Origin of the sequence: Nonomuraea sp. NPDC049486 (genome assembly GCF_040676925.1) — a bacterium.
In the GTDB taxonomy this organism is placed as follows: domain Bacteria; phylum Actinomycetota; class Actinomycetes; order Streptosporangiales; family Streptosporangiaceae; genus Nonomuraea; species Nonomuraea ferruginea.
The window spans coordinates 115,023-141,399 of the sequence record NZ_JBFAPV010000015.1 but is presented as its reverse complement, the minus strand read 5'-3'; the positions used below and the strand labels follow the sequence as shown (position 1 = coordinate 141,399).

Sequence of the window (26,377 nt, the reverse complement as noted above, 5' to 3'; positions counted from 1 at the left end):
GTGAACGTTCTGTCATGCAGCCCCGACGGAGGCCGGGGACGACTACGGCGCGTCCCCGGCATGCTCATCCGACGCGGTCACCACGGTCATGAACCAGTCGAGCGCCGCGACGACCACGTCGGACACGGCGACGTTCGCCAACTGGGTGTTCTTGATGGGGGGATACAGCTCCAGCTTGGCGACGGGTATGTCCACGCCGGGTGCGTCGTTGAGCCGCTGACGGAGTTCCTCACGCAGCGCGGGGTCGTCGAACGGCTTGCGCTTGCGCAGCAGCCCGAAGGGGATCTCGGCGCTCTTGGCATAGAAGCGGATGGCGTACAGGCTCTGTCCGCCGACCTTGATGACCGGCGCACAGGAGGCACTCGCGGAAGTGCCGTACTGGAGGTCGCCACCTCGTGAGCGCCAGTGCTCCAGCAGCCGCTGTACCGCGCCGGCCGCCTGCGGGCCGCTCGCCTCATTGAGCTGACGCAAGAAGCGCTGTTCCAGGGACGTCAGCGTTTCTGGCGCCAAGGACCCATCGTCCGCGGCCTCGGATTCGGCGAGATCCGCGGCGATGGGCAGACCCAGGAGCTCGGCGATGTCGCGAGCGGTGATGTGCTGATCCGCGGAGGCGCGTCCCGCACCGTCGAAACTGATGCCTTCCGTACGCAGCACCTCGTGGACGTCCCGATCCTCGTCGGGATCGGTCCAGCGGAAGTTCTCCGAGACCTGCCCGGACCTGCTGAGGACCCGGTGCGCGTTGAGCACGGGGACGCTTGCCAGATGGACGCCGACAGGCACCGGATGCGAGCCGATCAGCTCGGCGAGATCTGAGTAGGAGGTCCAGGTGGCAGCCGGCAGGACTGCCAGGGCGCTGTGCAGCAGTGTCCAGTCGCGGGAGGCCGCGCTCCCGCGGCCGGACTCCTCCGGGCCTGGCCATATGGCGATCGCACGGTCCGCGAGCCGGTCGGCGCGGGTCAGGATCTCCGCCTTGCCCCAGCGTTCACAGGCGGCGATCTCCTGGTTCATGACCAGGCCGCTCTGCCCCAGCTGCTTGCGCTTGGCGGCGAAGGAGTTGTTGCTCAGCTCCGAGTTGTAGCCGCTGAGCGTGAGATTGCCCAGGGTGTGCACGAGCTGCCGGTGCAGGAGGTCGGCGTCGTCTCCCTCGTGGGAGAGCTCGCCCAGCCAGTCGGTGGTCATGGACTGCGGCAGGACGTGCTCGATGGTGATGCGCTTGTCGGCCAGGTCCACCCGCTCCTTGCTGCCCAGCGACTCCTCGATACGCCGCAGAATCAGCTTCTGCTGAACCGTACGCCCTTGCCAGTAGAAGGCGCGGCTGCGAATCTCCTCCCGCAGCTGCTCATCCGAAGGCCAGTACAGCCTGGCCGGTGACAGCGCGACACGCACCGCGTGCGGCACTTCCTCCTCGGCGCCCAGTTGCACGGCGAGCCGTTGGAAGATGCGGTTGAGGTTGCCCGTGGCGACCCCGGCGATCAGGCGGCGCACGAGGAAGCTCTCGACGTAGGCCAGCGCCTCGCCCACCTCCTCATCGCCGATGTGGTCGTCCTCCCGCAACTCGAGCAGGCGCATCACCAGCGGGTAGGCCGTGGACGCCTGCCATTCCTTGAGGAAGCGCAGCCGCCCCGCGAACGGGAAATCCTCCGGGGGGAAGAGGATCTGTTTGAGATGCCGCGCGCGACGGTGCAGATCCCGGACGTACGACTCGATTCGCCTCTCATCCCCGGACAGTGCCAGAAGCAACTGCTGATGCCCCCGGTAGACGGCGTTGTATTGGGCTTCGCCACCCTCCCGCAGGACCAGCACCAGGTACATCAATTGTTCCATGGCCTTGGCGTCCAACTGGTCCTGGATCGGCTTCCAGTATTCGTCGTGGACATGCTGGCCGCGGGTGGGCAGGCACATGAAGACATAGTTGCGAATCAGGTCCACCTGGCTGAGCCGCATGCCCGTGTTGTTGATCGACTCAAAGATACGGAACGCGTTGTCGTCCTTCTCCACCAGGATCTGCACGAGATTGAGCCGATCCAGCAGCACCGATTCCACCCGCGCGATGTCATGCGGGTCGGCCGGGTCGTCGAACTCCTTCAACATGCTGCGGAAGAACTGGTAGGTGTTGCCGATCAGACTGTCGGACTTTCCTTCGGAAGTGCCGTCCACACACGCTTTGAACGCCGCTCGGTCCCCCTGCGTGGGCAGGAGCCGGTAACGCAGTTCGCCTTGCTGGAACTTGTTGATCAGGTGGAGCTCGTTGATCCGCTCGCGAGCGGTGGGCTCCTCGGCGATCAGATGATCTCTGATGGCGCAGAGCGCGAGCATCAGGGTGGTGAGACGCTGCTGGCCGTCCACGATGATCCACTGAGAGCGGCTCGGCGCCAGCTCCGGGCCAGGCGCGAGGACGACCGATCCCATGAAGTGGCTCGGGGCATCCTGCCGCTGCTCGGCCAGCACGTCGACCTGGGCGGTGATATCGGCCCACAGCTGAGTGAGCTGTGGGCGTTCCCAGGTGTATTGGCGCTGATAAAGAGGGACCAGTAATTGTTGGTCGCCCTGAATGAGCTTGCGAAGGGTGGTTTCGTTCGCTTTCATGCCGCCCCGTTCATGGCGCGAGCCAACTGCATCTTCACAAGCACGCTAAGTTACAACGGCCCGCCGGACAGCCGCAAGGTCCGTAACGACGATGTCCGCAGGGCAGTACACGGCTCATCTCGGTGTGCTCGACCGCTGATTAGTGACCGCTCGGACGTTGCTCGTACGCGAAACGGATAGCCGAGAACGCATGGTTACTAACGTGTACGCCCTACAAAACGGCACACAAGCATTCACGAATACGACAGCAGCAAAAATCCCGCCCACATCGAGACAAATCGATGCTTGGCAGCCGCGATGGAACCATCCGGATCTGGCGGCTCACGTCCGGGACCCGACCAGGGCGAGCGTCCTCGGTCCGGCGACGCTCGCCGGTGCGGACGGGTGAGGCGCCGAGGAAAGGGCTCCCGCGTCTAGCCCCGGCCGAGGACGCAGAACTCGTTGCCCTCCGGGTCGGCCAGGACCTTCCACGGGACGTCGCCCTGGCCGACGTCGGCGGCGGTGGCGCCCAGAGTTTTGAGCCGGGCCACCTCCGCCTCCTGGTCTTCGACGGGGTGCGGCAGCAGGTCGAGGTGGATGCGGTTACGCCCGGTCTTCGCGCCGGGCGTACGGAGGAACTCCAGATACGGGCCGACGCCCTTGGCGGAGCGCAGCCGCGCGTGGTCGTCGGTCACCTCGTGCAGGGTCCAGTCCAGCGCCTCGTCCCAGAAGCGAGCCATGGCGCGCGGGTCCTCGCAGTCGACCACCACCGCGGCGATCGGCCCGGTGTCCCGGTAGATCTCCCGGGGCTCCAGCACGCAGAACACGTTGCCCTCCGGGTCGGCCAGGACTGTCCACGGGACGTCGCCCTGACCCACGTCGGCGGGCGTCGCGCCGAGCTCCTGCAGGCGCGCGACCAGCTCGGCCTGGTGGGCGGCGGAGGTGGTGGCGAGGTCGAGGTGTACGCGGTACTTCACCGTCTCGGGGTCCGGGACGGTGACGAGGTCGACGTAGAAGGCGTCGGGGTCCGGCCAGGCGAAGCCCTCGGGTTCGAGGTTGGTCACGCCGGGCGCCTCGCTGGAGACGTTCCAGCCGAGCGCCTCGGCCCAGAACCGGCCGAGCGCCGAGTCGTCCCGGGCCTTGAAGTTCACCTGGATGAGTCGCAGCGCCATGCCGCCGATCATAGTGGGGCGTCGTGAGCCGGCCACTGGAAGCGTGGTGCCGGTGGTCAACGCGGCCCTCGGTCCCACACCCGCTCCAGGAAGCCGGCGACGAGCGGGGCGATCTCCGGCAGGCGGTCCTCAAGGGCGAAGTGGCCGGTGTCGAGGACGTGGAGTTCCGCGCCGGGCAGGTCGCGCAGGTAGGCGCGGGCGCCGGGCTCGGGGAAGAACGGGTCGTTCGCGCCCCAGGCGATGAGGGTGGGCGGGGTGTGCGTGCGCAGCCACTCCTGCCAGGCGGGGTACCGCTCGACGTTGGTGTGGTAGTCGAAGGCGAGCGCGACCTGGGCCTCCTTGCGGCCGGGCAGGTCGAGGAAGTGCTGGTCGAGGGTCCAGCCGTCGGGGGCGACGAGTTCGGGGTCGGCGACGCCGGTCTCGTACTGGCCGCGGGTGCCGGGCAGGGTGAGCAGGTCGCGGACGGTGTCCTCGGCGCCGGGCCGGTCAGGGCGCAGCGCGATGAAGTCGCGGGCTCCGGCGGACAGGCCCTCCTCGTAGACGTTGCCGTTCTGCACGACGAGGCCCGCGATCCACTCCGGGTGCCGCTCGGCGAGCCGGAAGCCGACGGGTGCGCCGAAGTCGAAGACGTACATCACGAAGCGGGTCAGGCCGAGCTTCCGGACGAAGCCCTCGGTGATGTCGGCGAGCCGGTCGAAGGAGTAGGTGAAGCCGGCCGGGGCCTCGGTGTGCCCGAAGCCGGGGTAGTCGGGGGCGATCAGCCGGTAACGGGCGCCCAGCACGTCGATGAGGCGGCGGAACTGGTGCGAGGCCGACGGGAAGCCGTGCAGGAGCAGCAGGACGGGCGCGTCGGCCCGCTCGGGCAGTGACTCGCGGCAGAAGACGCGGACGCCGTCGACGTCGAGGTGGCGGTGGACGGTGCGGGCGAGCGCGGGGAAGGTCATGGCTAATGCCTTTCATCGCAGAAGACACATTAGTTATAGCGATCAGCGATCTAACGTGTCAAAGCACGGATGTAGCATTAGGGCATGAGTGAGCTCGGCCCCCTGACCGGTGAACCCCTCGCCCTGGACCTGGTCAACACCCGCCCGGCCACCGGCGACCTGCTGACCACGCCCGGCGACCTGCGCGTCTGGCTGGGCCTGCAGGCCGACCGGTTCGCCGAGGCGCGGGAGCTCCTCGCCGCCGAGTTCACCGCCGCCGACCTGGCCGCCGTACGCGAACTCCGCGAGCACATCGCGCGCGCCCTGGAGCACGTGCGTGCCGGGACCCGGCCACCGGCCACCGATCTCGAAGCCGTCAACCGGGCTCAGCGTGCCGCGCCCGCCATCAGCGAGCTGACCTGGAACGGCGAGACCGTCACGGCCACCCACCGCCGCACCGGCACCCCCGGCGCGCGCCTGACGACGTGGCTCGCCGAGGGCGCGGCCGGCCTGCTGGCGGACCCGGCGGTCGCCACGGTCCGCCAGTGCGACGCCGCCGACTGCGTCATGCTGTTCCTGCCCGCCCACCCGCGCCGCCGCTGGTGCTCGGCGGCCCGCTGCGGCAACCGCGTCCGCGTCGCCCGCCACTACCGGCGCCGCAAGCACACGTGAGCCTGCCGGCGCCCATGGGAGAACCACGGGCCACCGGCAGGCTCGTCAGCTGTCGCTCAGCCGGGCGGTATCCGGCCGTCCTTGGCGACGGGGACGCCGAGCTGGACCGCGGCGGTGAGCGTCGCCCTCTCCTCGGGAAGGCGGGCGAGCACCGGGTTGAGGTGCCGCAGGGTCAGGTCGACGGGCGCCATCTCACGCGCCGTGATGTCGTACTTCTCCAGGTCGATCCATCTGACGAGATCCATGACCTCGGGCGGGATGTTGTCGCCGCCCTTGTACACCGGCACGCAGAGCTGGCGCGAGTAGCCCACCCGTACGTCGGCCGGCGGGATCTTGCCGACGAGCACGGGGTTGAGCTGCCGGAGCGCCAGCGGCCTGTTCATCGGGACGTTCGGGGTGGCGCCGTAGCAGAGGAGGTCGATGTGCCTGACGACCCGGAGCACCTCCGCCGGTGGCAGCACGCCGTTCTTGGCGACCGGGACGCACAGCTGCTCCGGCCGGTTCAGCAGGACCTGCTTGCGGGGCAGGTCACTCAGGACGCGGTTGAGATGGCTGAGCACGAGCGACTTGTCCATCGAGGACCCGGTGACCCGGTAACACGACAGGTCGACGTACCGGACGAAGTCGAGCACGCCGTCCGGCGGGATCACGTCGTTCTTGGCGACCGGGACGCAGAGCTGGTCGCGCGCGCCGAGGGAGACCTGCTCGATGGGCAGGCCGACGAGCACCGGGTTGATGTGCCGCAGCGCCAGCCCGACGGCCGGCGGTTGGTAGGGGCTGGTCTTGAAGCACTCGAGGTCGAGGTTCGAGACCAGCTGCGCGGGGGTGGGCAGCGCCAGGGCGCCGGCGGGCGGGGCGACGAGGAAGACCATCGCGATGAGTCCGACGGTCGCCGATAAGAGGCGCCGCACCGTGCCCGTGCGGCGCCGATCGCGGGTGGCCGATCCGTCCATGCTTCTCCTCGGGGTACGGGGACAGGCCTGACACCCTCGACTATCCGTTGGGCCCGGAGACTCGACAACCTCCATGACCGGTCTTTGCCAGCCGTGTTGCCACGCTCGGCGGTCTTCAGCCGGTGCGCAGGATCCGGAAGCGATCGGGTTCGGCGGGGTCTCGGTCGGCGACCTGGATCGGGGGCCAGGCCCACTGCCAGACGCTGATGCCCGGGGTGCGGGAGAACCGGATCTCCCCGCGGGTGCCTTCGACCGCGACGCTGGACCAGGATCCGCCCGTGCGCAGCACCTCGGCGAGGACGGTGACCGTGTCGTAGCCCTCGAAGGCGACGAAGGAGGGCGCCTCGGCCAGCCGTTCACGCAGGGCCGTCCCGACGCGCGCGCCGAGTGGGCCGAGGCGTTCGGGCAGGTAGCGCAGGAACGGGATCGCGGCGCCATCGCCGCCCAGCGACGCGGCCCAGCCGGCGAACTCCGGCTGCCCGGCCGGAGCGCCGATCATGATCTCGGCGAGGCGCCGGTCGCGGCGGACGGCCTTGACGATCGACACCGCGGGCTCCGGGGAACCGGCGAGAAGAAGGAGGGCTGTCGCACCACTGCCGGCGAGTTCGTCGCACACGGCCGCGCGCGCGTCGAGCTCGACGACGGTGCCTCCGTGCTCGGCGAGGTGGTCCCGCAGGATGCGGGTCCCGGAGGCCCAGTAGACACTCGGCTCGGCCGCCACGGCGACGCGGCGGTGGCCCCCGCTGAGGAGGAAGTCCGCGTAGATGCGCCAGCCGCGGGACTGCGCCGGGGCCAGGCGCGCGACCCGGTCCGTCGGCTGCTCGGTGAGCGCGTCGAGAACCGCTGACGAGCAGAGGTACGGCACGCCGAGTGCGTCGGCCTGGGCGGCGGCGGCGCGGGCGACGACGCTGTGGTACTCCCCCGCCACGGCGGCCACGCCCAGGCGGGCCAGCTCTTCCACGGCCGCCTCCGCCCTGTGGGGATCAGCGGCGGTGTCTCGTACCAGCAGTTCGAGCGGCCTTCCCGCGATCCCGCCGGCGTCGTTGACCTCGCGGGCGGCCAGTTCGAGTCCGGCGAGCAGGTGCCGGCCCGCCTCGGTCCAGCCGGGCCGGGTCAGCGGGGCGAGCACGCCGATCCGGACGGGTGATCCGTCAGTCCGCTCCGATGGCTCATGCATACGTCGGCGTCTCCCGAGTCCGGTCGCGCTCTGACCTGATCGCAGAGCGACGCGCCGAGAGTAACCGAGCCGGGAACGGCCGGCTCAAGGCACCCCGGTATGACCTGTCCAGGGCGGACGACGCTGATCCGTCAAGGGACGGGATGCCTCGCGGAACGCGGTGCGCTCCATGCCGACGAAATGGCGAGGAACGCGGGTTCCCATCACTGAATGTGAGCATTCCGTTATGAATATGCGAGAATCCCGTGATTATAGCCACGATGGGCGCTGCATGATAGGGCCGATTTCGGGTTTACATATAGGACGTCAGTTCGTAGCATTTCGCTCATGGGAGCGCTCCCAAACACTGATGCGGCGATGAGACCACGACTACGCGACGACGTCCGGTTCGTCGAATGCCCCGACGGGGCCTACGTGCACAGTGACTACGGTGCGTGCACGCTACGCGGACGGCACGCGTACGCCTGGCTCGGCAGGCTGGCGCCCGCGCTGACCGGCCGGCACACCCTGGACGAGCTCACGTCGAACCTCTCCGCCGACAAGCAGGCCATGGTCGAGAGCCTCGTGGGCCGGCTCGCCGAACACCGGTTCGTGGTGGATGACCGGCAGGCGCGCCCACACGGACTGACCGACGCGGAGCTGCGGGCGTACGCGGAAGAGATCGCCTTCATCGGCTACGCCCTGGATTCGCCGGAGGCGCGATTCGAGCGGATCCGCAGCGCCCGCCTGGTGCTGGCCGGGGCGGGCCCGCTGCTGGAGGCGCTGGTGGAGGCGTGTGTCGGTTCAGGGTGGCGGTACGTCGCCGTGATCTGTCCCGAGGCCACGGCGGCCGGCCGGGCGGCCGAGGCCGTCCGGCGCGATCCCCGCCAGGAGATCCGGACGCTCTCTCCCGCCGGCGACGCGCTCGTCCGGGCCGTCACCGGGGACGCCGACGTCGTGCTCCAGGTCAGCGCGGACCTCGACGACCTGGTGGCGACGGCCCGTCTGGCCGAGGCGGGCGACGTCGTGCTGGGCCAGGCTCTCGCCGGTCCTGCGGAGGTCTGGCTCAGCAGGGTGGGACGGCCCTCGGTGACCGCCGCGGAGTCCGGTTGGCACCGGCTGGCCGCGCTGCCCGCCGCGGCCCCGGCGTCGTCGAACGAGGACTGGCTGACAGGACCGGTGCCGAAGGTCGTCGCCGCCATGCTGGCGCTCGCCTGCTTCTCCCAGGTGACCGGGCTCGACCCGGACCGGGAGCGCCTGCTCACCCGGGTCGACCTGCGCAATCTCGACACGCTCCCGCACCGGTTCCTGGCCCGTCAACGTGCGGGCACCCGTCCTGGCGGAGGCCCGGAGGCGATCCGGGACCGGGCCGCGGTGCTGGCGACGGCCACGCCGATCGAGGCGGAGAGCCTGCTCGGCCGCACCCCCGAGCTGGTCGACTCGCGCCTGGGCCTCCTCGGCATGCTGGACGAGCAGGCGCTGGCCCAGTCCCCGCTGGCGGTGTGCGGGGCGACCGTCTCGGACCCGTTCGGGGCGCTGCCCGGCTGGGCGCCGCCTCCGCAGGTGTTCGGCTGGGGACCGGACCAGCGGACGGCCCGGCTCCGCTGCCTGCTCGCCGCACTCGCCACGTACGGTCTGCTCACCGTCGACCCGAGTGCCGACCCGGAAGCGACGATATGGGGCATGGAACTGCCGGAGGGCCGGCCTCTTCCCGTGCCCGTATCCGATCTCCGGCTCACCGGTTTCGGCACGCCGTGCCCTCCGGTGGGCACCGGTGCCGGGCTGAGCTGGCCGGAGGCGCTGGCCGCCGGTCTGCGAGCCCGATGCGAGCACCTGCTGGCGGGCACTCTGGAGGCGGACGGGAGGGGCGCGCCGGTGGGTCCCACGGAAGATCCGGTCGCGGAGGCGTTGCTGCGCCAGCTCGTCCTGGCTGGTGAAACGCCGGAGGTGAGCGATCACACGGCCGTTCTCGGCGTGCCCGCGATCTCCCTCACCGTCCCCGGCCAGGACCCGATCGTGTCCGTCGCCGCCACCGCCCCGGCGGCGCTGCGCGACGGCCTGGAGCGGCTGCTGCTCCGCTGGCAGTCGCGGACCGCCGGGCAGCCCGCGTACGCCGAGGCCCGTCCCTTCTGGCCGCCGGACGGCGACCCCTCCGAGGCCGTACGGAGGATGGCCCGGGGACTGCGCCGCCTGGGAAAGGTGCCGGTGGCGGTGCCACTCGACGGCGACCCCGAGGCCGCCCGGCTGCTCCCCTTCGTCACCCACGTCGCGCTGCTCGATGACTGAGGCCGCCGTCACCGCGTACGCGGACCCGGTGACCGTTCTGGGTGAGGGCCGCCTGTACGCGGCCATCCGCGCGGCCCTCGCCTCGGCCACCGGTCCCGTGATCGTGGTCGCGAGCGACGCCGACGACGCGCGGCCGTACCCGGGAGTGGCGCGACGCGCGGCCGAAAGCGGCGCGTCGTGGCTGCCGGTGCGCGTGGAGGCGGGCTGGGCGCTGGTGGGCCCGGCCGCGCGCCCGCCCCTGCCCGGCTGCCCGACCTGTGTGGAACGGAGACGCGCGGGCAACCGGCCGGACGCGGTGGCTCGCGACCGGCTGCGCGCCCGGTGGGGCGCGGACCTCGGGTCCCGGCCCAGCGCGCTGCTCACACCGCTCGTCACGCGCGCCGTCGCCGCGCTGGTCGCCGACGAGGTGCGCCGGCTGCGGCGTGACCCCGGTTCCGCGCGGACCGCCGGCGCGCTGCTGAAGGTCCGCCTGCCGAACGCCGAAGTACGCCACCACCCGTTCCTTCCCGACCCGTTCTGCCCCGACTGCGGCGTGCGGCCCGACGACGGACCGCACGCGGCTCGGTACGTCCCCCGTCCCGCGCCCAAGCCGGACCCCGCGACCTTCCGGGTCAGCGGCATCGGCCACCGGGCGGCGGAGTGGGAACAGCGGTTCGTCGACCCGGAGACCGGCACCGTGCAGGCTCTGGTCGCGCAGGAGCGCGGCGGCGGCCCGCTCGCGGTGGCGCGGCTCAGCCCGGCTCGCACCGAGCACGAGAGCCACCACGGCTACGGCCGCAGCGGCGACTTCGCGTCCGCGCGGGCCACCGCCGTCGCCGAGGCGCTGGAACGGATCGCCGGCATCGCCCCGCGCGGCCGGCGGACCGTCGTGCGCGCCGCCTACGACGACATCGCCGGCGACGCGCTCGACCCGCGCACGCTGGGCCTCTACCCGGACGACTGGTACGACCGGCCCGGCTTCCTGTTCACCCGCTTCCGTCCGGATCGGCCCACCTCGTGGGTGTGGGCGTACTCGTTCGCACGGGACGCGCCGGTGCTGGTGCCGGAGAGCTACGCCTTCTTCGGCCCCCGCCCGGCGGACGACCTCGGATTCGCCTACGAGTGCTCCAACGGCTGTGCCCTGGGCGGCCACCCGGCCGAGGCGATCCTGTACGGCCTGCTGGAGGTGGCCGAGCGGGACGCGGCCCTGGCCACCTGGTATGCCCGGATGCCCATTCCGCGGGTGGACCTCGGCTCGGCCTCCGACCGCCGCATCCCGATGCTCGCCCAGCGGGTACGCGACCGGCTCGGCTACGACGTGCACGCGTTCGCCGCGCTGATGGAGCAGCGGGTGCCGGTGTTCTGGGTGATGGCCGTCGACGCGCTGGACCGGCCGGACCGGCCGCGCGTGCTGTGCGGCTCCGCCTCCCACCTGGTGCCGCAGCGGGCGCTCCGCCGGGCGCTGGAGGACCTGGGCCCGATGCTGGCAGGCCACATCGACCGCTACGACCCGGCGTCGTCGGCCCGGCTGGCGGCCGACCCCGAGGAGGTGCGGCTGCTGGAGCACCATCCCCTGGCCTACGCCCACCCGGACGCGTTCGACCGGCTGGGCTTCCTGCCGCTGGACGGGCCCACGCTGACCGTCGCCGAGGTGACGGCCCGTGCGGGGTGGCCCGCGCACGACGACCTCCGCGCGGACGTGGCCGAGCTGGCGGGACGCTTCCTGGCCGGCGGCCTCGACGTGATCGCCGTCGACATCACCTCGCCCGAGGCGAAGGCGTGCGGCGTGTCCGCCGCGAAGGTGATCGTGCCGGGTACGGCGCCCATGACGTTCGGTCACCGCTACCGGCGCGTCCACGGCCTGCCGCGGTTGCTGAGCCTGCCGCGGCTCCTCGGTCACCGGGACCGCGACCTGGGGTCCGAAGAGCTGAATCCCTATCCTCATCCGTTCCCCTGACCCCGGTCACCACCGGCACGACGAAGGAAGCGAGGCGAACCCGTATGCACCCGACCACGGCGGCGAGCGAGGCCGGCGCGGCCACCCGCCGCTACCTGGCCGCGATGCGGAACCGGGGCCCGCTGTCCATCGACTGGGGCGGCGCGCCGACCAGGCACAAGCGCTACCCGGACGCCGTACGGACGCGGCTCCCCTGGGAGTCCGGCGACGGCTCGGCCCTCGGCCGGATCGGCGAGCTGCTGCGGGACCTGCTCGGCATGACCAGGCTCGTCTGGTGCCATCAGCTCGACGACGGCGGCGAACCCGCGGGGCGGCCGCCCATGCTCCTCACCGGCCGGCCGGCGCCGTCGGGCGGAGGGTTGTACGCGATCGAGGCGTACGTGGCCGCGGGCGAGCCGCGCCCGCCCGGCCTGCCGGCCGCCCTGTACCACTACGACCCGGTGCACCACGTGCTGGAGCGCGTGCGCGGCGGCGACCACACCGGGGCACTGGCCGGCCTGCTCGCGGACGGTCCGGCGGCGGACGTGGCGATCGTCCTGTCCGCCGTGTTCTGGCGGTCGATGTTCAAGTACGGCGACTTCGGCTACCGCCTCATCTGCCAGGAGACCGGCGTGCTCGTCGCCCAGGCGCTGGCCGCCGGCGGGCGGCTGGGGCTGCCGTGCCGGGCCTGGCTGCGGTTCCCGGACGGTGAGGTGGACCGGCTCCTCGGGCTCGACGGCGCCCGGGAGGCCGCGCTGGCCGTGCTCACGCTGACCCTGCCACCCGGCGGTGCGGGGCGCCCGGACGCCTCCCCGTCCGCCCACGAGCTGATCGAGCGCCCGGTGGCCGGCGAGAGCACGCCGCTGCCCAAGCCCATGCCTGACGGCCTCGCCGCGGCCCTGCACCGAGCCTGCTCCGCCGCCTCCCCCACGGGCTCGCCGGAGCCGGCGGAGGCGCTGCGGCCACGGCCGCCGGCGCGGGCGGGCCGGGCCTTCCCGGCTCCTGAGCCCGCGACCGGGATCCGCGCCGGCCCAGGAGCGTCTCGCCGCACGTCCCCGCTGGCCGGCTACCGGCCGGCGCCCCTCAGGGGCGCGGCCCTCGGCGCCGTGCTGGCCGCGGCGGGCGAGGGCTACCCGGCCGACCTGCCGGGCGCCGAGAGCGGGCCTGCCGTGACCGCGCTGTGCCTGCTGGCCTTGCGGGTGGAGGGCCTGCCGCGGGGCGCCTACTGGTACGACCCGGCCCGGCGGACGCTCCACGAGCTGGCCGGCGCCGAGCGGGTGGACGAGGTGGCCACGGGGCGGCTGCTGGCCAACACCCGGGTGGCGCTGCGCGGGGCCGCCGCCGCGCTGGTCCCCGCGGGCGACCCGGTCGCGGGCGCGCGCCTGTTCGGGGACCGCTGGTATCGCATGCAACAGATGGAGGCGGGCCTGGTCGTCCAGCGGGCCACGCTGGCCGCCACCGCGCTGGGCCTGGCCGCGCGCATCCACTCCGACGGCGCCAACGAGACCACCGACGAGGTGCTCGGCCTCGCCGGAACCCCCTTGCGGAGCCTGTCCTTCCTGCTGCTGGGCACTCCCCCGACCGGCGGGCCCCTGGTGGCCCGCCCCATGCCGGCCGTTGTGCACGAGGAGGTGATGCCCCGCTCCGACGAGAGCCTGACCCGTACAGATCACCTTTGATCGGAATCAGAAGGAGAAGCACATGTCCGCTGAGAACCTCAAGCTCGACCTGCGCGGCCTGGACGTCGACTCCATTGAGGTCGTGTCGGCCGACTCCCTCGTGGTGGAGGGCCACGGCGCCATCGAGACCGGCGCCTCCTCCGCCTTGGGCTACTGCTCGTCCTACCTGACGGCCACCAGCTGCTGGGCTCCGGAGGCGTGACGCCGGAGGCGTCGGCCCGCCGGTGACCCCCGGGTCACCGGTATGACGAGCAGGGCCGAGGGCGCCCGTGCCGTGGGCGCCCTCGGCCCCTGGCGAACCCTCACGAGGAGCGCGTTCGATTGACCGATGTGACGCACACCGTCCCCGTCACCGGGGACGGCGACCTGGCAAGGCTCGCTGATCCCGATTATGCCGTCTCGCCCGTCCTCGCTGTCCGCGTCGCGGCGCTGCCGGTGGCCGGGCTGGACCGGATGCGCTGCACCCGGACGTGGCGGCTGGTGGACGAGCTGGTGAACGTCTCCGCCTGGTTGCGGCGGGAGGGCGCGGACCTGTCCGATCCGCTGCACGACGTGATCGGCGGCACCGCGCCCGGTCCGGCCCGGTCCGGGCTGGTGGCGCTACGGCGCGCGGTGTTCTCCGGACGCCGCCTGAGCGGCGGGGCCGCGACCGCCGACGCGCTGGCGGCCCTCCCCGCCGACCTGACCGCCCGCGTCGGCGCGTGGACCGCCCTGCGGCGCCGCGCGGACGAGTTGCGCGCGGCGCTGCCCGCCGCCCTGGCAGAGGAGTCGCGGGAGAAGACGGCGCTGCTCCGCGAGGCGGTGTCCGACGCCGGTTTCCGGCACGGCCTGGCCCAGGGCAGCCCGGTGCTGGCCGGACGCCTCGACGCCTGGCTCGCCGGCCCCGCCGACCGCCGGCCGGAACGGCAGGAGCTGCTGCGGCTGGCCCGCTATCTCGCCCGGGCGACCGTCAAGACCAGCCCGTACGCCACGTTCACGCTCAGCGGCCTGGGCCGGTGGGAGGCGGACGGCCCCGCGCCGGCGACCGGTGGCGAACCCGCCTGGCACCTGGTGGTCGAGCTGGATCGGGCGGTCCTGCGCCCGCTGTGGGCGGCGCTCACCCGGCATCGGCGCGTACGGGAGCGCGCCCGGCTCCGCGTCAACCCGACCGCGGCCGACGACGGCGACCGGATCTGGTTCCTCGGAGCCGGTCACGGCGAGCCGCTGTCCGCGGTGCCGTCGAGCCCGGCGGTGCGGGAGGCCCTCGACTGGGTGCGCGGGCACCCCTGCCCCACCCTGGCCGCCGCCCCCGGGATCGAGCCGCTGGCCGACGCGGGGCTGCTGGAGTTCGTCGCGCCGTACGACGAGCAAGGCCACGACCCGGTGGGCCGGCTGGCGTCGTGGCTGGCGGAGGACGGCCCGGCGCCGTACACGCGAGCTGTCGGCCGGGTCGCTGCCGCCCTGCGCGACGGCGTCACCAGGCCCGGCGACGAGAAGGCGTCCGCGGTCGTACGGGAAGCGCTGCGGGAAGTGCTGCCGCCGGGACCGTCGCTGCCGGACAAGAACCTGCTCTGGCACAGCGCCGTCATTCCCGGCGTCGCGGGACGGCTGAGCGCGCCGGCCTGGCGCGACGTGTGCGACGACCTCGACGCGCTGCGCGGGCTGCTCGGCCTGTTCGACCCCGACCTGCCCGTCAAGATCGCCGCCGCCGCGTTCTTCCTGGACCGGCACGGCCCCGGCGGCCGGATCCCCGCACTGACGTTCTACCGCGAGATACACCAGGAGGCGCCGGGCGGGAGCGGAGCGCTGCTGCGCGGCATGCTGCGCGACCCGGTGGCGGGCACGCGTGAGGTGCCGGACGCCGAGCCGCCGCCCGGCTTGGTACAGCTCACCGGACTGCGGCGGAGCTTCTGGGAACAGACCGGCGCGCGGGAGCCGGGGCCGGTGGTCGACCTCACGGCCGCCCGCCTGGCCGAGATGGCCGGCGACTGGCCGAGTTTCGTCCGGCCCCCCGGGTCGATCTGCTGCTACCTGCAGGCCGTGCCGGGACCGGGCGCCCTGCGCGCGGTCGTCAACTCCATCTCCGCCGGGTACGGGCGCGGCCTGTCGCGGCTGCACCGGCTGGTCGTCCTCGCCGGCGGTGAGGCGCCGCCCGCCGGCGAACTCCGCGCCGCGCAGGGCGACGTCCTGGTGGCCGAGTGCCGCGGACTCGTCGGCGGCGGCCTCAACGCCCGTCCGGCCGCGGCCGACCTCGCCCTCGACCACCCCTTCACCGCCCCGGACGCGCACCTCCCGCGCGTCTCGCCGGCGGAGCTCACCGTCGGCTACGACCCCGGATGCGACAGGCTGACCCTGTTCGACGGCGCGGGCCGCCCGGTCCGGCCGGTCCACCTGGGCATGACCGCCCAGTACTGGCTGCCGCCGTGGTTGCAGTTCCTGGTGCGGACGTTCGGGGAGCCGTCCACGGCGATGGTGCCCGGCTGGGTGTTCCGCACCCGGAGCGAGGTGCCGGGCGAGGGCGAGGTGGAACGGTGGCCGCGGATGGACCTCGGGCGGGTGACGTTCGCCCGGGCGGTGTGGCGGCTCCGGGCAGGCACCTTCCCGGTGCCGGCCAAGGGCGAGGGCGAGGCCTCGTACCTGCCCAGGCTCGCCGAGTGGCTGGCGCTGCACGAGGTGCCCCGCCGGTTCTTCGCCCGGGTGGTGGACCTGCGGGACGGCCTGCTGGTGGGGCTGCTGAGCAAGGACCGCAAGCCGATGTACGTGGACGTCACCGACATGCTGCTGCTGAACGGGTTCCTGCGCGCGCTGCGCGACCCCGGCGCGCTGCTGGTGATCGAGGAGGCCCTGCCCGATCCCTCCCAAGCGCCCCGCTACGGCACCGGCCGCCGGGTCACCGAGTACGTCCTCCAGCTCTCCGCGCGGCCGGGCCGATGACGGACGCCGACAGCCGCTGGATCGGCGCGCACCTGTTCCATTCCGGCGACCTCGACCCGCTGATCAACGACGTGGTGGACCCGGTGACGCGGGAACTGGCAGCGGACGGCACCGTGCGCCGCGCGTTCTTCCTGCGCTACTGGGAGGGCGGTCAGCACGTGCGGCTGCGGCTGGAGGTGCCGGACCCGGCGCGGGCGTCGCGCGTCCATGACCTGGTGCGCGAGCGGGCGGCGGCGCACTTCGCCGCCCACCCGTCGCCGCCGGTCGACGCGGCGGCCTACCGCGCGTTCGCGGCCGCCATGGCCGCGGGCGAGCGGCGCACGTCCTACGACGAGCGGCTGCGTCCCGCCGGCTCGGTGGCGTTCATCGGCTACCGGCCGGAATACGAGGCGTACGGGGACGCCGCCTGCGTCGCCGCCGCCGAACGGCACTTCGCGGAGTCGAGCCGGCTCGCCCTGGACGTGCTGCGCGCCGGTACCGAAATGGCCCGGCGCGCGGCGATCGGGCTGGCCGCGCTCACCGTCGCAGCCGCCGCGTGCGAGCCGGACCTGCCCGCCGCCGCCCACCGCCTCGCCACCGCCGCCCGCCAGGCGCGAGAGATGGGCGGGGAGTCCGTGAGCGAGGAGGATTGGCGGCGCCGCGAAGGCGCCCTCCTCGCCCAGACGCGCAGGCTGTGGGACGCGCCCGGCTCCGGCGGCGACCTGCTGGCCTCGTGGGCGGCGTCGATGCGCGCGCTCCGCGACGACCTCGGCGCCCTGCACGCCGCCGGCCGGTGCGCGCCGCGGGACTCGGGCTCGCCGCACGCGCTGCTCGCCCTGGCCGCGCCGCTGGAGCGGCGCACGGTGTCGCTGATCCTGATGCGCTGCGTCCACCTGTTCCACAACCGGCTGGGGCTGCGTGCCGGGACCGAGCGCCACGTGTCGTACCTGGCGGTCCGTGCCCTCGCCGGACTCGCCGACTCCCGGAGGTGACCCCCTTGACCGCGTCCGACGCTCCCACCTGGCACTGCGTGCACGTCTACTACCACGCGGCGGACAAGGACGGCCTGCTGCTGGATGCCGTGCGGCCGCTGTTCGACGGCCTTCGCGGTCAGATCGAGGCGGCGTACGTGCTGCGCCACTGGCGGCAGGGCCCGCACCTGCGGATCAACGTCAAGGCGGCGCCGGCCGTCTGGGAGGGGGTCGTGCGCCCGCGGGTGGACGAGGTCATCGGAGCCTACCTGCGCGAACACCCCTCGACGGCCGCGCTCGACCCGGCCGCGAGCCTGGCCAGGCACCGCCTGCTCGCCATGCGGGAGCAGGAGCACGGGCCGCTCACGCCGTGGCCGCCGGACAACTCCATCCACGACGCGCCGTACGACTCCCGCCGGCACGTGCTCGGCAGCGACGAGGCGGTGGGCCTGCTCACCGCGTTCTACACCGATGCCACCCCGCTGCTGTTCGGCATGCTGGAGCACGTGCGTGCCGGCCGTGACAGCAGGACCGGGCTCGCGCTGAGCCTCATGCTGACCGTCGCGCACACTTCGCAGCACATCACGCGGAGCTACCTGTCGTACCGGATGCACGCGGAGGGCTTCATCACGTGGGCGGCCGACCCCGAAGGCGTCCGCGCCGCTTTCGAGCAGGGCTTCCGGGAACGGCGGGCCGCGCTCACCGAGCGGGTGCGGGACGTCGTCGCCGCCCTGGACGACCCCGCCGCGCCGCCCGTGGCGTTCGTACGCGAGTGGGCGGCGCTGCTGGAGGACTACCGGCGACGGGCCGGAACGCTGCTGGACAGCGGCCGGCTGGTCCAGCCGACGTTCGAGCCGGGCGAGGCGCTCCGGGCGAGGCCCGGTGACCCGCCCGCTCCCCACCACGAGCCGAACGAGCTGCAACGCCTGATCTACGAGAACCCGGCCTACCACGCGGCGGTCTTCACCGACCCGCGCTTCCTGCGCTACCGGGTGCTGCTCAACTACACGTACCTGCACCTGACCCGGCTCGGGCTCACGCCGCTCGACCGGTTCAGGGCCTGCCACCTGCTGGCCGACGCGGTGGAGGACGTCTACGGCCTGTCGGGGCTGGACGCCCTGCGCCGGTTCGCCGGGGCGGGTGAGCCCACGGAACCGTCACGCTGACGAGCACAGGCCGGTCGGGGGCGCCCGCCCGACGGCGCAGCCCGGCACCTCCTCGTCCGGGGTGCCGGGCTCGATGGACACGCCGGACTCAGAGCTTGACGAATCCCGACGGCTCGCCCTCCGGCGCACGGTGAGGCGGCGGTCTCACCCCCCGATCGCGGGCATGCTCTCGGGAGCGGTCTCCGCCGCCGGGACCGGAGTCGCGAGCAGCTCCACCAGGTGGTCCGCGATCGCGGAGATGGTGGGCTGCTGCCACAGCAGGGTCGCGGGGAGACGGCGGCCGAAGCGCTTCTCCAGGCGCCGCCTGACCATGACGGTCATCACCGAGTCCAGCCCCTGCTCGACGAGGGGACGCCGGATCGCCAGGTCCTCGGGGGCCGTCCTCATCACGGCCGCGATCTCCGCGCGGATCTCGGGCAGGACGCGCTCGCGCAGGTCCTCGGGCGCCAGTCCGGCGAACGACTCCGCCGGTCCCCGGAGATCCTCGTCGGCCGGGGCGGGCGCGTCGATCACCGGATAGCGGAGTCCCGTGAGGTGTCCCACCACCCGGCCGTCCACGTCGGCCAGGAGCGCCCGGACGGTGTCGTCGGCGGCCGGGTCCACGGCCGCGTGGACGATCACCGTCGAGGGCGGCGTGCCGGTCAGCACCACCTCGTCGATGTGCACGACCATGCGCAGCACCGGGTCGCCGGGGAACACGCAGGGCGCCACGGACATCACCGCGTCCAGCGCCGGCGCCCAGCTTCCCGGCTCCCCGGTGCGTACCGTCGCCCGCAGCGCACCGTCTCCGGCCAGCAGCGTCCCGATCGTCCAGCCGAAGCCCGTCGAGGGCACGCCGACGGCGGCCAGCCGCCGGTGCACGAACCCGGGGTCGATCGGGGTGAGAGCGCCGGCGTCCGGCAGCACGTCGGGTTTCACCTGGCCGGGGGCGGCCACGTCGGCGGTGACGTGCACCAGCCAGGCGGGTTCGGGCTCGCCAGGCCCGGCCGGCGTGCGGGCCGCGAGCCGTACCGCCGGCGGCTCGTGCACGACCTGGACCTGCCTGCGCTCCGCGGTCATCAGCGGATGCGTCATCTCCACGTCGGTGAGCGTGACGTCCTCGTCCTCGGCTGCGTGCAGGAACGTGTTGACCAGCACGGCGGCGGGCACGATCTCGACCCCGTTGAGCGCGTGGCTGCCGGGGTAGGGCCGGTTGGCGTCCTCCAGGCTGGTCCGCCACATCCGGGTCCGGCTGCCCGCGAGGCTGGTCGCGGCGCCGAGCAGGGTGTGGGAGTGCACGTCGTGCCCGCGGTTGCCGTCGTCGGCGTACGCCTCGCGCCAGTGGCGGCGGTGCTGCCAGGCGTACGGCGGCAGGTCGGCCAGGCCGCCGGCAGGCTGCAGCCGGCTCCAGTCCACGTCGACGCCGTGACAGTGGGCAGTGCCCACCGCGACGAGGAAGGTCGCCGCCTCCGGCTGGTTGCGGCGCAGTGACGTGCCGACGAACACGTCCTCGAACCCGTTCTCCGAGAGCGTCTCGGTGACGGAGTGCGCGACCACGGGGTGAGGCGAGATCTCCAGGAACACGCGGTAGCCGTCCTGCGCCGCGGCCGTCGTCGCCGCGGCCAGCCGCACGGGGTCGCGGAGGTTCGCCGCCCAGTACGCGCCGTCCAGGATCGGCGTCGACCGGGGGTCCGCCAGCGCGGTCGTGTACATGGGGATGCGGGGCGCCCCGAACGAGAGATCGGCCGTGGCGGCGGCCAGTTCGACGGCCAGGGGCTCCATGTGCGGGCTGTGGAAGGCGACGTCCGACGCCACCCGCCGCACCACGATGCCCTCGGCCGGCCACTCGTTCACCACCTCCTCGACGGCGGCGACGTCGCCGGACAGCACGGTGGAGCCGGGCGCCGACGCGATCGCGGCCACCAGGTCGGTCCGGCCGGCCAGCCGATGGGCCGCCTCCTCGAAGGACAGGCCGACCATCACCATGGCGCCCTTGCCCTCGGCCCGGCGCAGCAGGCGGGAGCGGCGGCAGATCAGGCGGGCGCCGTCGGCGACGGACATCGCGCCGGCCGTCACCGCCGCCGCGATCTCGCCGACGGAGTGGCCGATGACGGCCTCCGGCGCGACCCCGTACGCGTTCCAGAGCCTGGCGAGGCCCAGCTGCATCACGAAGATCATGGTCTGGACGCGGTCGATGGTGTCGAGTTCGCCGTCGGCCAGGACCTGCCGGGGTGAGAAGCCGATCTCCTCGGCGAAGATCGGCTCCACCTCGTCGACGAGGGACGCGAACTCCGGCACGGCGAGCAGCTCCCGCCCCATCCCGCGCCACTGGCAGCCCTGCCCGGAGAAGACCCAGAGCGGCCCGGGACCGGGCTCGGGCAGCACGTCCCCGGTGAGTACGGCCTCGGCCGGCACGTCCTCCGCGAGCCTGCGCAGGCCGGCCGCCAGCTCGTCCGCGCCCGCCCCGACCACGACGGCGCGGCGGGCCAGGTGGGTGCGCCGGAGCGCCAGCGTGTGGCCCGCCGACGCCAGGTCGAGCCCGCTGTCCAGGTGATCGGCGAGCTTGCCCGCGTACTGCCGCAGCGCCTGCTCCGACGCGGCCGACAGGGGGAACAGCCGCTCCCCCGTCACCTCGTCCCCGGGCGCCTCCTGGGCGGGAGGCGCCTGCTCCAGCACGATGTGCGCGACCGTGCCGCCGTAGCCGAAGCTGGAGACGCCCGCCCGGCGCGGGTGGTCGCGCTCCGGCCAGGCCGATCGCCCGGTCACCACGCGCAGGCCCGAGTCCTCCCATGGGATGGCCTCGTTCAGGGTGGTCAGCACGCTCGGGGGGATCTCACCGCGGTCGAGGGCGAGGACCGCCTTGATGACGCCGGCGATGCCGGCGGCGCCTTCGAGATGACCGATGTTGGACTTGACCGAGCCGATGAGGCACGGGTCGCCGGGGGGCCGCGGCGTGCCGTACACGGAGGAGAGCGCCCCCGCCTCCAGCGGGTCGCCGAGCCGGGTCCCGGTGCCGTGGGCCTCGATATAGTCGACGGTGGACGGCGCGACGCCCGCCTGCCGGCAGGCCTTGATCATCACGTGTTCCTGGGCCTCGCCGCACGGCGCCATGATGCCGTTGGTGTGCCCGTCCTGGTTCACCGCGCTGCCGATGACGAGCGCGAGGATCCGGTCGCCGTCGCGCTGGGCGTCGGACAGCCGCTTGAGCACGACCACGCCGCAGCCCTCGCCGCGTCCGTAGCCGTCGGCCGACGCGTCGAACGACTTGGACCGCCCGTCGGGGGCCAGCGCTCCGGCGGTGCCGAGCGTGAGGGTCTGGCCCGGGGTGACCAGCAGGTTGACGCCGCCGGCGAGGGCGACGTCGCTCTCGCCGAGCCGCAGGCTCTGCGCGGCCAGGTGGAGCGCGACCAGCGACGCCGAGCAGGCGGTGTCGACCGCCATGCTGGGCCCGCGCAGGTCGAGCGAGTAGGAGATGCGGTTGGCGACGGCGCAGGTGGCGGCGCCGATGCCGGTCCACGCCTCGATCTGGGGCAGGTCCTCCAGCAGACGGCCGCCGTAGTCGGCGGTGCAGACGCCGACGAACACCCCGGCGTCGGTGCCGGCCAGCCGGTGCGGCGGCAGGCCGGCGTGCTCCAGGGCCTCCCACGCGGTCTCCATCAGGATCCGCTGCTGGGGGTCCATCAGCTCGGCCTCGCGGGGCGACAGGCCGAAGAACTCCGCGTCGAAGCCCTCGATGTCGCTCAGGAAACTGCCGTGGCGCACGGCGTCGCGCAGCGCGGCGGCGTCTTCCGGACTCCGGTTCTCATACCGGCGCCAGCGTTCGGCCGGCAGCGGCCCGGTCGTGTTCCGGCCGGAGCACAGCAGGTCCCAGAACTCGTCCGGTGAGCGGGCGTCGCCGGGAAGGCGGCAGCCGATCCCGACCACCGCCACTGGTTCCACCCGCGGACTGTCGACCATCTGCGTTGGTTTCCCTTCGGTTCATACCCATGGAGGAGTGTCGATGATCTTGATGACGGCGCCGGAGACGGTCACTCCAGGCCCGGTGCCGAGCATCAGCATGTGGTCGCCGGGGCGCAGCTGCCCGGTCGTCAGCAGGTGGTCGAGGGAGAGGATCTGGTCGCTGGCCCCGCAGTGGCCGATCGTGCGGCCGTAGTCCCAGGTCGAGCGGGACATCGGCAGGTCGAGCATGGCCATGCAGCGCTGTTCGACGATCTCTTCGGAGTAGTTCATGAACGCCACCCGGGCGAGATCGCGGGCCTCGATCCCGCTCTCGGCCAGCGCGCGCTCGACGATCTCCATCAACGCCCGCTGGATCTTGAACAGCGCCGAGGTGGCCTCGCCCTTGGGCATGACCTGGTGCCGGAACTGCTCGTTCCTGGTCGCGAAGCTCATCCGGCGCCCGACCGTGACGCCCGGCGGGAACAGGGGTTCGCTGCCCCGGTGCAGCTCCTCGGCCTCGGCCACCGTCGTCGTGCAGACCGACGTCAGCCGCGCGAAGCCCGTCTCCTTGGTGAGCACGAGCGCGCTGGCCGCGTCGCCGCCGATGTAGCCGGGGCCCATCCGCCACCGGTCCATCAGCGGGGTGCCGTAGTTGTCGGCGGCTACCAGCAGGGCGGCCTGCCGGCCGGGGGCGGCGTCCAGGTGGCCGGCCGCGAGTTCCAGGGCGATGAACATCCCGTTGCAGCCCTGCCGGACCTCGGTGGCCAGGACGTCCCCGCCGACGAGGTGACGCTGCAGGTAGGAGTGCGGGGGCCAGCCGTCCGGCCCCTGGTGCCAGGTCGAGGCGTACAGGAGGAGGTCCAGATCGGCCTGCGCCCGCCCGCTGCGCTTGAGCGCGCTCCGCGCCGCGTGCAGGGCCATCTCCGGGGCCGGCACGTCACCGGCCACCGCCGCCCCGGCCAGGTTGTGCAGCTCGGCCTCCTCGGCTGGATACCAGCCTTTGGCGACGGCTTTCGCGACGCTGACGACGGTCCGGGGCACGAAGGCTCCCACTCCGCTGATGTACGTGTCCGCCAACTTCATGACTCTGCCCTCGTCCCGGCTAGACGGATTCGAGCTCTCGGACCATCGCCACGATGGTCACGACGTCCCGGAAGTTGTCGGGGTCGAGCTTCGCCGCGGGGATCGCGACGCCGAGGTCCCTGCGCAGGAAGTTCAGCAGCCGCGCCGTACGCAGGGAGTCCAGGAGGCCCGACACGAGGAGCGGGGTCGTCTCGTCGACCTTGATGTCGTCGCCGTCCAGGACGAGGTTCTCCTGGACGAAGACGACCAGTCTCTGCGTGAGCTCGGTCATGCGCGTGCCCCTTGCGTGACGGGAGAGGTGGACAGGACCCTGAACGCCGCCGCGGCGACGGACGTCCCGGAGCCGAACCCGACCATGAGCAGGTGGTCGCCGGCCACCAGCCCGCCGGTCGCGATCAGGTGCTCGAAGGCGATGAACTGGTCCACCGCGCCGCAGTGGCCCACGCGCCTGCCGTAGTCCCAGGTCGTCTGGTCCTCGTCGATGCCCAGCCAGGACATCTGCCCGTCCAGGTCCTCGCGGCGGCCGTGCGGGAAGGCGACCCGCGTGATGTCGGAGAGCCCGATCCCGGCCTCGTCCAGGGTCTGTTCGACCTGCTGCATCATCGTCTTCTGGATCGTCAGGTGGATCCCGGTCCCCTGCGCCTTGAGCAGCCGCTGGCGGAACTCCTCGTGGCGGTCACCGAAGCTCAGCCCCCTGCCGACGGTGGCGTCCGGGGGGAACAGGGGGTAGGCGCCGTCGTTGACCGCGTCGGCCTCGGGTATCACCGTGGCGTTCACCGACAGGAGCTCGGCCATGCCGTACTCCTTGCCGAGAACGAGCGCGGCCGCGGCGTCGCCGATCAGCGCCCCGGGCGTCATCCGCCAGCGGTCCACCAGCGGGGTGCCGTGGTTGTCCGAGGAGACGACCATGGCGGTCCGCCGGTCCTCGCCGGCCCGCAGGTAGCTCGCCGCCAGCTCCAGCGAGCTGATCATCCCCACGCAGCCGCTCCGGATCTCGAACGCCGGAACGTTCCCGCCGAGGAGGTGCTTCTGCAGGTAGTGCTGAGGTTGCCAGCCGTTCGGGCCCTGGTGCCAGACCGACGGGTAGAGCAGGAGGTCGAGCTCGCGCGGGGAGGACTCACCCCAGCGGTCGTACGCGTCCAGGACCGCGAGCCGCGCCATCTCGGGCGCGGGCATGTCGCCGGCCACCGCCGTGCCGATCTGCTGAAATCGCTCGGCCTCCTCCTCCGGATACCAGCCCTCGCGAACCGCCTGCTCGACGCTCACACTGTCAGGCACATAAACGCCGAGGCTCCTGACGAACATGTTGGATGTACGCACACGTCCCCTAACTCGTCGACGATCCCGGGCAACGGTCCTCGGGCAGCGTGAGGCGGCTCATCCGATTTATTTCGGGCCCGGGATATCAATCGGCTCCCGACCGGCGGGTGAATACAACGGAATGGTCCGGCGAGCCGTCAGCAAGGATAGGGGCCGATCCTCGGATAAGGCAATATGTCCGCGAGCGATCCGGCCCGCGACATTCCGTAATCGAGATCCGACGGAACGTGTCGCATTTCGGAAATGCTTCTTTCCGCTTCACGCCGCCATTTCCGCGAATGTGACGGCCGCGAATCCGGCGCCGGACCCGGCGCTATTCACGCTCGGGCCCGGCGCGCGTCGTCTCAGGCGGGCACCTTCGTGCAGACGATGTCGTTGAGTTTGAACTGGGCCGGAACGGGGTTCGTCCCGGTGGCGGTCGCCGAGAAGCCGAAGCTCTGGCTGGAGCCGGGGCCGATGTAGGAGTTGTGGCCGGCGTCGCGGGCGGTCACCTGGGCGCCGGTCTGGGTCACCGTGGCGTTCCAGGCGTTCGTGATCTGCTGGTTGCCCGACCAGGCCCACGTCACGGTCCAGTCGTCGACGGGGGTCGTGCCGGTGTTCCTGATGGTCACGGTGCCGTTGAAGGCGCCGTTCCAGGCGCCGGTGGCGTAGGCGACCTCACAGGAGGTGCCCAGCTTGAGCCCGCCGCGCAGGAAGGTCGCGAAGTTGGCCCAGGTGGGGTTCAGCGTGCCGGTGCCCACGGTCTCGGAGCAGTCGGTGGTGGTGTAGACGGTCTGGTTGCCGTACTGGGCGGGGTCCATGATCTGGGACATCATGTGGTCCGCGGCGGGCACCGAGACGAAGGTGGCGTCGCCGCACTGAGCCTTGATCCTGTTGTAGAGCAGGACGCTCTGCCCGTGCGGCACCAGGAAGTCGGCCTGGCCGTGCAGGAACATCAGCGGCGGGTCGTTGGCGTCGACGTAGGTCATCGGGTTGGCCTGGGCCACCTTGGCCGGGCAGGTCTGGATCGGGCAGCCGACCAGGAGGGATTCCGGGGAGGCCGGGGAGTCGTGGTCGAGCCCGCCGGTCGGCAGGTTCTGCGCGTTCATCTGCAGGAAGTCGGTCGGGCTGTAGAAGGCGAGTCCCACCTGCACGGCGCTGGAGACGCCGGTCGTGCCGACGGTGCCCTCCAGCGCCGCCACCCCGCCGGACAGGGTGGCCATCTCCGTCAGCCAGCCGCCCGAGGAGTCGCCCATGATCGCGAAGCGGTTCGGGTCGATCTGGTATGTCGCGGCGTTCGCACGCAGCCAGCGGATGGCCGCCTTGATGTCGTGCACCTGGGCCGGGAAGATCGCCTGTGCGCTGTTCCGGACGCTGACGCCGGCCACGGCGAAGCCCAGGGGGTTGAAGATCGCCGCGATCGCGTCCGTGCCGGCCTTGCCGTCGTCGCTCGTCCACGCCGAGCCGGTGTGCCAGATCAGCAGCGGCCGGGGCGTGATGCCGGTGGACGGCAGGTAGAGGTCCAGCAGATGGCCCTTGCTGCCGGCCGGTTGTGCGGGCGCGTAGGCGATGTCGGTGACCACCTGCGCGGCGTGGGCCGGCGGCGCCGAGGCCACCGACACACCGACGGCGGCCAGCACGGTCATCGCCATGCCGACGATCATGGCCGTGCGGATTCGAGCTTGCATGGTGCGACTCCGGTTGGTCGGATGATCGCCGCTTCCCCG

Annotated in this window: 18 protein-coding genes; 8 read left to right on the top strand and 10 right to left on the bottom strand. The window is 72.7% G+C overall.

Features of this window, described 5'->3' with window-relative positions:
- Positions 1-42: 42 nt before the first annotated feature.
- The 3 genes from AB0K05_RS35085 to AB0K05_RS35075 form a co-directional block, all read right to left on the bottom strand.
- Entirely contained in the window at positions 43-2,586 is a 2,544-nt protein-coding gene (locus tag AB0K05_RS35085) for a DUF262 domain-containing protein (protein WP_364234990.1), read from the bottom strand.
- 413 nt (positions 2,587-2,999) lie between these two features.
- Positions 3,000-3,737, bottom strand: a complete 738-nt coding sequence (locus AB0K05_RS35080; protein ID WP_364234987.1) for a VOC family protein — start codon at positions 3,735-3,737, stop codon at positions 3,000-3,002.
- A 56-nt stretch (positions 3,738-3,793) separates the two neighbouring features.
- Entirely contained in the window at positions 3,794-4,681 is an 888-nt protein-coding gene (locus tag AB0K05_RS35075; RefSeq protein ID WP_364234985.1) for an alpha/beta hydrolase, read from the bottom strand.
- Positions 4,682-4,765: 84 nt separating this feature from the next.
- On the opposite strand from AB0K05_RS35075, the gene AB0K05_RS35070 reads away from it, so the two are divergent.
- Positions 4,766-5,332, top strand: coding sequence for an ABATE domain-containing protein (locus tag AB0K05_RS35070; protein ID WP_271279580.1), 567 nt, complete (start codon positions 4,766-4,768; stop codon positions 5,330-5,332).
- Between the two features lie 56 nt (positions 5,333-5,388).
- Here the strand turns inward: AB0K05_RS35070 and AB0K05_RS35065 are convergent, their stop codons facing one another.
- Both AB0K05_RS35065 and AB0K05_RS35060 read right to left on the bottom strand, forming a co-directional pair.
- Positions 5,389-6,285, bottom strand: a complete 897-nt coding sequence (locus AB0K05_RS35065) for a hypothetical protein (protein ID WP_364234981.1) — start codon at positions 6,283-6,285, stop codon at positions 5,389-5,391.
- Between the two features lie 115 nt (positions 6,286-6,400).
- On the bottom strand, positions 6,401-7,462 hold the full coding sequence (locus AB0K05_RS35060; RefSeq protein WP_364234978.1) for an ABC transporter substrate-binding protein: 1,062 nt from the start codon (positions 7,460-7,462) through the stop codon (positions 6,401-6,403).
- 357 nt (positions 7,463-7,819) lie between these two features.
- Here AB0K05_RS35060 and AB0K05_RS35055 point away from each other — a divergent pair, with 357 nt between their 5' ends.
- The 7 genes from AB0K05_RS35055 to AB0K05_RS35025 all read left to right on the top strand — a co-directional run bounded on the left by AB0K05_RS35055 (position 7,820) and on the right by AB0K05_RS35025 (position 18,350).
- A complete protein-coding gene (locus AB0K05_RS35055) occupies positions 7,820-9,727 on the top strand; it encodes a hypothetical protein (protein WP_364234975.1) in 1,908 nt (635 codons plus the stop codon).
- Positions 9,720-11,663, top strand: coding sequence for a TOMM precursor leader peptide-binding protein (locus tag AB0K05_RS35050; RefSeq protein ID WP_364234972.1), 1,944 nt, complete (start codon positions 9,720-9,722; stop codon positions 11,661-11,663). The genes AB0K05_RS35055 and AB0K05_RS35050 overlap by 8 nt, the downstream gene beginning before the upstream one ends.
- A 44-nt stretch (positions 11,664-11,707) precedes the next feature.
- Positions 11,708-13,321, top strand: a complete 1,614-nt coding sequence (locus AB0K05_RS35045) for a SagB family peptide dehydrogenase (protein WP_345482837.1) — start codon at positions 11,708-11,710, stop codon at positions 13,319-13,321.
- A 22-nt stretch (positions 13,322-13,343) separates the two neighbouring features.
- On the top strand, positions 13,344-13,523 hold the full coding sequence (locus AB0K05_RS35040; protein ID WP_148033045.1) for a hypothetical protein: 180 nt from the start codon (positions 13,344-13,346) through the stop codon (positions 13,521-13,523).
- A gap of 128 nt (positions 13,524-13,651) precedes the next feature.
- Positions 13,652-16,234: a lantibiotic dehydratase gene (locus AB0K05_RS35035; protein WP_364235124.1), complete on the top strand. Its 2,583-nt coding sequence runs from the start codon at positions 13,652-13,654 to the stop codon at positions 16,232-16,234.
- Complete coding sequence (locus AB0K05_RS35030) at positions 16,231-17,205, top strand: lantibiotic dehydratase C-terminal domain-containing protein (RefSeq protein ID WP_364234969.1); 975 nt, start codon at positions 16,231-16,233, stop codon at positions 17,203-17,205. The genes AB0K05_RS35035 and AB0K05_RS35030 overlap by 4 nt, the downstream gene beginning before the upstream one ends.
- 5 nt (positions 17,206-17,210) lie before the next feature.
- Positions 17,211-18,350, top strand: coding sequence for a thiopeptide maturation pyridine synthase (locus tag AB0K05_RS35025; protein ID WP_271277336.1), 1,140 nt, complete (start codon positions 17,211-17,213; stop codon positions 18,348-18,350).
- 144 nt (positions 18,351-18,494) lie between these two features.
- Here AB0K05_RS35025 and AB0K05_RS35020 read toward each other — a convergent pair whose 3' ends face one another.
- The 5 genes from AB0K05_RS35020 to AB0K05_RS35000 form a co-directional block, all read right to left on the bottom strand.
- Positions 18,495-22,268: a beta-ketoacyl synthase N-terminal-like domain-containing protein gene (locus tag AB0K05_RS35020; protein ID WP_271277335.1), complete on the bottom strand. Its 3,774-nt coding sequence runs from the start codon at positions 22,266-22,268 to the stop codon at positions 18,495-18,497.
- Between the two features lie 39 nt (positions 22,269-22,307).
- On the bottom strand, positions 22,308-23,351 hold the full coding sequence (locus tag AB0K05_RS35015; RefSeq protein ID WP_219546225.1) for a ketoacyl-ACP synthase III family protein: 1,044 nt from the start codon (positions 23,349-23,351) through the stop codon (positions 22,308-22,310).
- A 19-nt stretch (positions 23,352-23,370) separates the two neighbouring features.
- Positions 23,371-23,622 (bottom strand): acyl carrier protein, encoded by a 252-nt coding sequence (locus AB0K05_RS35010; protein WP_271277334.1) that lies wholly within the window; start codon positions 23,620-23,622, stop codon positions 23,371-23,373.
- Positions 23,619-24,629, bottom strand: coding sequence for a ketoacyl-ACP synthase III family protein (locus AB0K05_RS35005; protein ID WP_271277333.1), 1,011 nt, complete (start codon positions 24,627-24,629; stop codon positions 23,619-23,621). Before AB0K05_RS35005 ends, AB0K05_RS35010 begins: the two co-directional genes overlap by 4 nt.
- Before the next feature lie 386 nt (positions 24,630-25,015).
- On the bottom strand, positions 25,016-26,338 hold the full coding sequence (locus tag AB0K05_RS35000) for a cellulose binding domain-containing protein (RefSeq protein WP_187281285.1): 1,323 nt from the start codon (positions 26,336-26,338) through the stop codon (positions 25,016-25,018).
- Positions 26,339-26,377: the final 39 nt, after the last annotated feature.

What these genes read in the sequence shown, in the direction of transcription:
- AB0K05_RS35040 (WP_148033045.1), top strand. Translation starts at nt 13,344, where the DNA reads ATGTCCGCTGAGAACCTCAAGCTCGACCTGCGCGGCCTGGACGTCGAC.
- AB0K05_RS35015 (WP_219546225.1), bottom strand. Translation starts at nt 23,351, where the DNA reads ATGAAGTTGGCGGACACGTACATCAGCGGAGTGGGAGCCTTCGTGCCC.
- AB0K05_RS35075 (WP_364234985.1), bottom strand. Translation starts at nt 4,681, where the DNA reads ATGACCTTCCCCGCGCTCGCCCGCACCGTCCACCGCCACCTCGACGTC.
- AB0K05_RS35065 (WP_364234981.1), bottom strand. Translation starts at nt 6,285, where the DNA reads ATGGACGGATCGGCCACCCGCGATCGGCGCCGCACGGGCACGGTGCGG.
- AB0K05_RS35050 (WP_364234972.1), top strand. Translation starts at nt 9,720, where the DNA reads ATGACTGAGGCCGCCGTCACCGCGTACGCGGACCCGGTGACCGTTCTG.
- AB0K05_RS35080 (WP_364234987.1), bottom strand. Translation starts at nt 3,737, where the DNA reads ATGGCGCTGCGACTCATCCAGGTGAACTTCAAGGCCCGGGACGACTCG.
- AB0K05_RS35045 (WP_345482837.1), top strand. Translation starts at nt 11,708, where the DNA reads ATGCACCCGACCACGGCGGCGAGCGAGGCCGGCGCGGCCACCCGCCGC.
- AB0K05_RS35085 (WP_364234990.1), bottom strand. Translation starts at nt 2,586, where the DNA reads ATGAAAGCGAACGAAACCACCCTTCGCAAGCTCATTCAGGGCGACCAA.
- AB0K05_RS35060 (WP_364234978.1), bottom strand. Translation starts at nt 7,462, where the DNA reads ATGCATGAGCCATCGGAGCGGACTGACGGATCACCCGTCCGGATCGGC.
- AB0K05_RS35000 (WP_187281285.1), bottom strand. Translation starts at nt 26,338, where the DNA reads ATGCAAGCTCGAATCCGCACGGCCATGATCGTCGGCATGGCGATGACC.
- AB0K05_RS35070 (WP_271279580.1), top strand. Translation starts at nt 4,766, where the DNA reads ATGAGTGAGCTCGGCCCCCTGACCGGTGAACCCCTCGCCCTGGACCTG.
- AB0K05_RS35055 (WP_364234975.1), top strand. Translation starts at nt 7,820, where the DNA reads ATGAGACCACGACTACGCGACGACGTCCGGTTCGTCGAATGCCCCGAC.
- AB0K05_RS35030 (WP_364234969.1), top strand. Translation starts at nt 16,231, where the DNA reads ATGACGGACGCCGACAGCCGCTGGATCGGCGCGCACCTGTTCCATTCC.
- AB0K05_RS35010 (WP_271277334.1), bottom strand. Translation starts at nt 23,622, where the DNA reads ATGACCGAGCTCACGCAGAGACTGGTCGTCTTCGTCCAGGAGAACCTC.